Origin of the sequence: Synechococcus sp. MU1655 (assembly GCF_023630655.1) — a bacterium.
Taxonomy (GTDB): Bacteria; Cyanobacteriota; Cyanobacteriia; order PCC-6307; family Cyanobiaceae; genus Synechococcus_C.
In genome coordinates this window covers 1-6355 of record NZ_JAKUHK010000106.1, presented here as the reverse complement: position 1 = coordinate 6355, position 6355 = coordinate 1, and the positions used below count along the sequence as shown (strand labels likewise).

Sequence of the window (6355 nt, the reverse complement as noted above, 5' to 3'; positions counted from 1 at the left end):
GGTTTGGCTTTTGCGCTCTTGGTTGTGCTTTTGGCTTTGCTGGTGCTCTTGGTCGTTGAGGTTTTGCGCTTTGTGGTTTTTTTTGTGGCGGCTTTTGCTTCGAGGAGCTCGATCGCTTCTTTCAAGGTGATGTCTTCGGCCCCTTTCCCTTCCGGCAATGAAGCGTTCACTTTTCCCTGTTTGACATAGAGGCCATAGGGGCCATCGAACACCTGCACGGTTTCTTCGCTTCCCTCCGGTTTCCCTAGATCCTTGAGCGCCGTCCTTCCACCTCGTCCGCGTTTGGGCATCGCGAGTAGTTCCAGGGCTCTGCTCAGACCAACGGCAAGAACGTCGTCTTCACCCTTGAGAGAGCGATAGTCCTTTTCGCCTTTTCCCTTGTCCCAAACCACATAGGGTCCAAAGCGACCCAAGCCAGCCTGAACCTTTCCGCTCTCTGGATGTTCGCCGAGTAGACGGGGCAAGCGCAGCAGCCCAAGTGCCTCATCCAGCGTTAGATCTTCGGGCTTTACCCCTTTTGGCAAGGAGGCCCGTTTCGGCTTGGGGTTCTCATCGCTGACCTGACCCTTCTGCACATAGGGGCCGTACTGACCGAAGAGCAAGTACACGAGATCACCTGTTTCGGGATCTTCGCCGAGTGCTTCTGGACCGTCCGCTTTGTGCTTAAGAATGAGCTCTGCTTGTTCCTGATCCAGTTCACCAGGGGTGATCTCTTTGGGCAGGGTTGCTTTGATGAGCTCCTCTTCTCCGTCGTCACCAACGCGTTTGGATTCGAGATAAGCCCCAAAGCGTCCAATTCTGACCACGCAGGGCAAGCCTTCGAGGTCAATCGTGCGTGATGCTCCCGGGTCGATGTCTCCCTCGCGTTTTTGGACCAAGGACTCCAGTCCTTCATCCCCTTTGAAAAATCCATCCAAATAGGGCAGCCATTGCACTTTGCCGGTGGAGATTTCATCCAATGTGGTTTCCATGCGGGCCGTAAATCCGGTATCCACCAAATCGGGGAAGTGCTCTTCCAGCAGAGCGGTCACAGCAAAGGCTGTGAAGCTTGGTGTGAGCGAATTGTTGTTGAGCGAGGAATAGCCTCGATCCACAATCGTGCCGATGATGCTGGCGTAGGTGGAAGGACGACCGATCCCTTCTTTCTCCAGCATTTTCACCAGGGAAGCTTCGCTGAAGCGAGCAGGTGGCTGGGTTTGGTGTCCGAGCGCTTCGACGTCATGAACTTTGGGTGAGTCACCAACGTTGAGGGCGGGCAACAACACTTCCTGACCTTCCAAAGCTGCATCAGGGTCATCGCTGCCTTCGACGTAGGCGCGGAAAAAGCCCGGGAAGTCAATGCGCTTTCCATTGGAGCGGAACACGGCTTCTCCCACCGTGAGATCCACCGCGAGCATGGTGAGTCGGGCTTCGGCCATTTGGCTCGCGACTGTTCGCTTCCAAATCAGCTCGTACAAGGACAGATCACGCCCTTCTAAGCCAGTTTCGGAGGGAGCTCGGAAGCTTTCACCTGAAGGTCGGATCGCCTCATGAGCTTCCTGGGCATTGCGTGACTTCGTGCTGAACTGCCTGGGCCCTTTGCTCAGATACTCCTTGCCGTAGCGCGATTCCACACAGTTGCGCGCTGCCGAAATGGCTTGATCGGAGAGATGCACCGAATCGGTGCGCATGTAGGTGATGTAGCCGCGTTCGTACAGGCCCTGAGCGCAGCGCATCGTCTCCCGCGCTGACAGACGCAATTTGCGATTGGATTCTTGCTGCAGCGTGCTGGTAGTGAACGGCGGAACGGGCCTCCGCACCGTTGGCTTTTCCTCAACCGAGGAGACGCTCCAATCCGACGATTGAAGGGCAAGCGCTAGGGAGCGGGCGTCGTCCTCGCTCAGAAGGCGCACCTTGCTGTCCTGCTTGAGGCCGCCGGTACTTTCATCAAAGTCAGTGCCGGTGGCGACTTTCGTTCCGCCGAGGTGCGTGAGCTTGGCATCAAAGCGGATGCTTTGCTGCTCGAGCGCAGCTTTCAGATCCCAGTAGCTACCGCTGCGAAAGGCGCGTCTAGCCCGCTCTCGCTGTACGAGCAGTCGGACCGCCACGGATTGAACACGTCCGGCTGAAAGCCCCCAGGCAACTTTCTTCCACAACAGAGGCGAGAGTGTGTAGCCCACCAATCGGTCGAGGATTCTTCGGGTTTCCTGGGCATGCACCAGCTCCATATCGAGCTCACGCGTGTCATCCAGTGCCCGGGAGATTGCCTCTTTCGTGATCTCGTGAAACACCATCCGTTTCACCGGGACTTTCGGTGACAACAGCTGGAGTAAATGCCAGCTGATGCTTTCTCCTTCGCGGTCTTCGTCAGTCGCTAGCAACAGTTCATCAACGCCTTTCAGGGCGTCTTTAAGCTCGCGCACAATTTTTTTCTTGTCCTTCGGAACCACATAAAGGGGTTCGAAGTCCGCCTCAGTGTTGACTCCAAGGTTGGCCCACTTCTGACCTTTTTGGGCTGCAGGAATCTCACTTGCGTTGTTCGGCAGATCCCGCACGTGGCCCATCGAAGCTTCCACCCGATAGCCCTTGGGAAGGAATCCACGGATGGTGCGTGCCTTTGTGGGGCTCTCAACGATGACCAGGGTGTTCGCCACGTGGGGTCGGTAACCGTCTCCTTCTTTATCGCACCGCCGAGCTTTCTGCAGCGAAATCAGGGAATTCACTCAGGGAAGAGCAGGAGCGCAGCTACAGTCCCTCCAATTGGTTTGACCAGACTCGCCATGCCCGAGTTGGGTTCTCTGCTTCTCTCCACCCAGGCCGTGGCAGCTCCTGGGGAGCTTCTCAACCTTGCTTTGCATGCCGGCACTGTTGGACCAGAGGCCGCTGTTTTAGTGGCGATGATCGCCACGTTGTTGGTGGATCTAGCCGGAGAAAAAGTTTCAGTTCGTTGGGTTCCCCCTATTTGTTACGCGGGTTTGGGTACTGCCCTGGTTCTGCTTGCCCTGCAATGGAATGCACCCCTTGAACCTTCATTTTTAGGTGCTTTCCTTTCCGATCACCTTGCGATTGCCTTCCGTGCTGTTGTTGCCCTTTCAACCCTTCTCTCGCTTCTGATTAGTTGGCGATATGCCGAGCAAAGTGGCACTCCTGTTGGGGAATACGCTGCGATCCTGCTGGCCGCCACCCTCGGCGGAATGCTGCTTTGCGGTGCAACAGATCTGGTAAGTGTTTTCGTCTCGCTCGAGACGCTTTCCGTAGCCAGTTACCTGTTGTCGGGTTATATGAAGCGTGATGCGCGTAGTTCAGAGGCAGCACTCAAATATTTGCTGGTGGGATCGGCTGCGGCGGCCGTATTCCTGTATGGAGCTTCGCTTCTCTATGGCCTGAGTGGCTCAACGAGTTTGGAAGTGATTGGTAATGCTCTGGTCACGAGCCCCACACCGTTGGCCGCTCTGGCGCTGGTTTTTGTGCTTGCCACGGTGGCATTCAAGATTGCCGCTGTGCCCTTCCACCAGTGGACACCTGATGTGTATGAGGGGTCTCCGACCCCTGTTGTGGCGTTTTTGTCGGTGGGTTCCAAGGCAGCTGGTTTTGCGCTGGCTCTGAGACTTCTTGTGGGCTGTTTTGGAAGTTTCGATACGCAATGGAAACTTCTATTCACCGTTTTGGCGATTCTCAGCATGACGCTGGGCAACGTGGTGGCATTAGCCCAGACCTCGATGAAGAGGATGCTGGCCTACAGCTCAATCGGACAGGCCGGATTCGTGATGATTGGTCTGGTGTGCGGCACTGAAGACGGCTTTGCCGCAATGGTGCTGTACATGGCCACCTATCTCTTCATGAACTTGGGTGCTTTCGCTTGCATCATCCTGTTCTCGATCAGAACGGGCAGTGACCGCATTTCTGACTATGCGGGCCTCTATCAGAAAGATCCCTTGATCACGCTTGGTCTGAGTCTCTGCCTGCTTTCCCTCGGCGGAATTCCACCGATGCTCGGTTTCTTCGGGAAGATTTATTTGTTTTTTGCTGGCTGGGCGGACCACCAATACGTTTTGGTGGTGGTGGGCCTTGTGACTTCGGTTGTTTCGATTTACTACTACATCGGCGTCATCAAAATGATGGTGGTGAAAGAGCCTCAAGAGGCTTCAGAGGTTGTAAAGGCCTATCCACCGAGCGACTGGACCACGATGGGACTTCCTCCTTTGAGAGTGGCACTTGTGCTTTGTGTCCTGGTCACGGCCGTTGGCGGAATTCTTTCCAACCCGCTATTTGAGTGGGCCAGCAGCACGGTGGCTGGCACACCTTTGCTGCAGCAGGCGATTGCTACGTCTTCAGGGGCCTCCCTTGGCTGATCTCTTGGATGAAGCCGGCCCAGCGGTGGCTCAGCTTCGAGATGTCAGCAAGGTCTATGGATCAGGAGAAACGGAGGTCAAAGCCCTCAATGGACTTGATCTTGATGTACTTCGCGGTGACTATTTGGCTGTGATGGGTGCGAGCGGATCAGGAAAGAGCACAGCGATGAATGTTCTTGGCTGCTTGGATCGACCAACCAGTGGCTCCTATTGCCTCAACGGGAATGCTGTTGAGCGGCTTGATGACGATGCGTTGGCAGATCTGCGCAACAAGGAACTGGGCTTTGTGTTTCAGCAGTTCCATCTCCTTCCTCATGCGACAGCGCTGGAGAATGTGATGCTTCCGATGATTTATGCCGGACTGCCCTCCTCGGAGCGTGAGCAAAGGGCTGTTGCAGCGCTTCAACAGGTTGGGCTTGGCAAAAGAATGGAGAATCGTCCCAATCAACTGTCGGGTGGTCAGCAACAGCGGGTGGCCATTGCTAGAGCGATTATCAATAAGCCAGCTCTCCTACTCGCTGATGAGCCCACCGGTGCTTTGGATTCGCGCACGACGAATGACGTTTTGAACTTGTTTGATGAGTTGCACGCTCAAGGCATCACGATTGTTCTCGTGACCCATGAAGACGAGGTGGCAGCTCGTGCCCAGACTGTGGTTCACTTTCGCGACGGTAAAGTTGAGCGTGTGGCTCAAAACCGCGTTTAACACTCCCGCCCCTCATTAAATTGATAGAAGTTTGAGAATGGCCAAGCAGTCAGAACCCTCAGATCAAACGATTCGAATTCTGCTTGTGGATGACGAAGTCCACTTGACGGAGTTGTTGTGTTTGGAGTTGAACGTAGAAGGTTATGACGTTGAGGTTGCATCTGACGGGGCCACTGGATTGATCAAAGCTAGAAGTCAGCCTGAGCCTGATCTCATTGTTTTGGATTGGAACCTTCCGGATTTTTCCGGTGTGGACATTTGTCAGCGAATTCGTAGTAGCGGAGTAACAACTCCGATCTTGATGTTGACCGGTCACGATGATATTGCTGACCGTGTTAAAGCTCTTGATGCTGGCGTCGATGATTATTTGGTAAAACCTTTTTCAATCGAAGAATTGATGGCTCGGTTGAGAGCGATGCAGCGTAGAGCTCATGGCTTTTCCGGCTCAGCACAAGGGAGCGAAACCGAGTCAGACTTGTTGGCAGTTGGAGGGTTAACGGTCAATACCCAGACAAGGGATGTCATTCGTTCTGGTAAAAAAATCCAGCTTTCGGTTAAGGAGTATGAGCTGCTTTGCTTCTTGATGCGTGGAAGCGGAAAAGTATTGGAGAGGTCTGAGATTATGAAGGGTGTCTGGGGAGAAGACTTTTACGGAGACGATAATTTGCTTGATGTCTACATACGCTACTTAAGGCAAAAAGTGGAACATAAGGATCTTCCGTCTTTGATTCATACCGTTCGTGGCGTTGGGTTCATCTTGAGAGATGAAGATGATTCCACGAGCTCATAAATTGGTTCAGACTTTGTCTCTTTCGAGACTGTTCATGAGTTGACCAACAAGCATCGAGACGGCATCACTTCCAGATGCTGTAATCGGATTGAGATCAAATTCCCCAGGATTTTTTGCCACCCACCCGTTGCCCTGCTTCATTCTCAGTTCAAAATGAAGATGAGGTCCAGTGCTGAGGCCGGTGCTTCCGACCCTTCCGATCACCTCACCCTGTTGGACCTTCTGTCCAGATTTCACGTAGATCTCTGAGAGATGTCCATAGAGCGTCCGCCGCCTGGTGGACTTGTGCTCTATTTCCACAGCGATGCCATAGCCGCCGGCGAGTCCACTACTCATAACCGTGCCTGAGAGTGCTGCAATGACAGGCGTTCCTTCTGGGGCGGCGAGGTCTTTTCCTGCGTGCATCAACCAACGGCCGATCACGGGATGTTGACGCATTCCGAATTCACTGGTGGTGATTGCAGAGCCAATGATGGGGAAGAGCAAGCGTTGATCACCATTTCCTGCGATCGCAAGAGGTCTGGGCGA

5 protein-coding genes are annotated in these 6355 nt (G+C 54.0%); 3 read left to right on the top strand and 2 right to left on the bottom strand.

The features are described from left to right. Positions 1 to 2633: type I DNA topoisomerase (topA, locus tag NCN04_RS06350; protein WP_250395540.1), on the bottom strand; the 2633-nt coding region annotated here is incomplete at its 3' end. 126 nt (positions 2634 to 2759) lie between these two features. On the opposite strand from topA, the gene NCN04_RS06345 reads away from it, so the two are divergent. The 3 genes from NCN04_RS06345 to NCN04_RS06335 are packed head-to-tail and all read left to right on the top strand — an operon-like array spanning position 2760 to position 5827. After that, entirely contained in the window at positions 2760 to 4331 is a 1572-nt protein-coding gene (locus NCN04_RS06345) for an NAD(P)H-quinone oxidoreductase subunit N (protein WP_048347028.1), read from the top strand. Further along, on the top strand, positions 4324 to 5037 hold the full coding sequence (locus tag NCN04_RS06340) for an ABC transporter ATP-binding protein (protein WP_250395539.1): 714 nt from the start codon (positions 4324 to 4326) through the stop codon (positions 5035 to 5037). Before NCN04_RS06345 ends, NCN04_RS06340 begins: the two co-directional genes overlap by 8 nt. A gap of 37 nt (positions 5038 to 5074) precedes the next feature. Beyond that, on the top strand, positions 5075 to 5827 hold the full coding sequence (locus tag NCN04_RS06335; protein WP_250395538.1) for a response regulator transcription factor: 753 nt from the start codon (positions 5075 to 5077) through the stop codon (positions 5825 to 5827). Between the two features lie 6 nt (positions 5828 to 5833). On the opposite strand, the gene NCN04_RS06330 is transcribed toward NCN04_RS06335, so the two are convergent. Further along, the coding region (locus NCN04_RS06330; RefSeq protein WP_250395537.1) for a M23 family metallopeptidase at positions 5834 to 6355 on the bottom strand (522 nt) is incomplete at its 5' end.

Bases quoted from the DNA above. Each gene is read 5' to 3' on its own strand.
- NCN04_RS06345 (WP_048347028.1), top strand. From the start codon at position 2,760: ATGCCCGAGTTGGGTTCTCTGCTTCTCTCCACCCAGGCCGTGGCAGCT.
- NCN04_RS06335 (WP_250395538.1), top strand. From the start codon at position 5,075: ATGGCCAAGCAGTCAGAACCCTCAGATCAAACGATTCGAATTCTGCTT.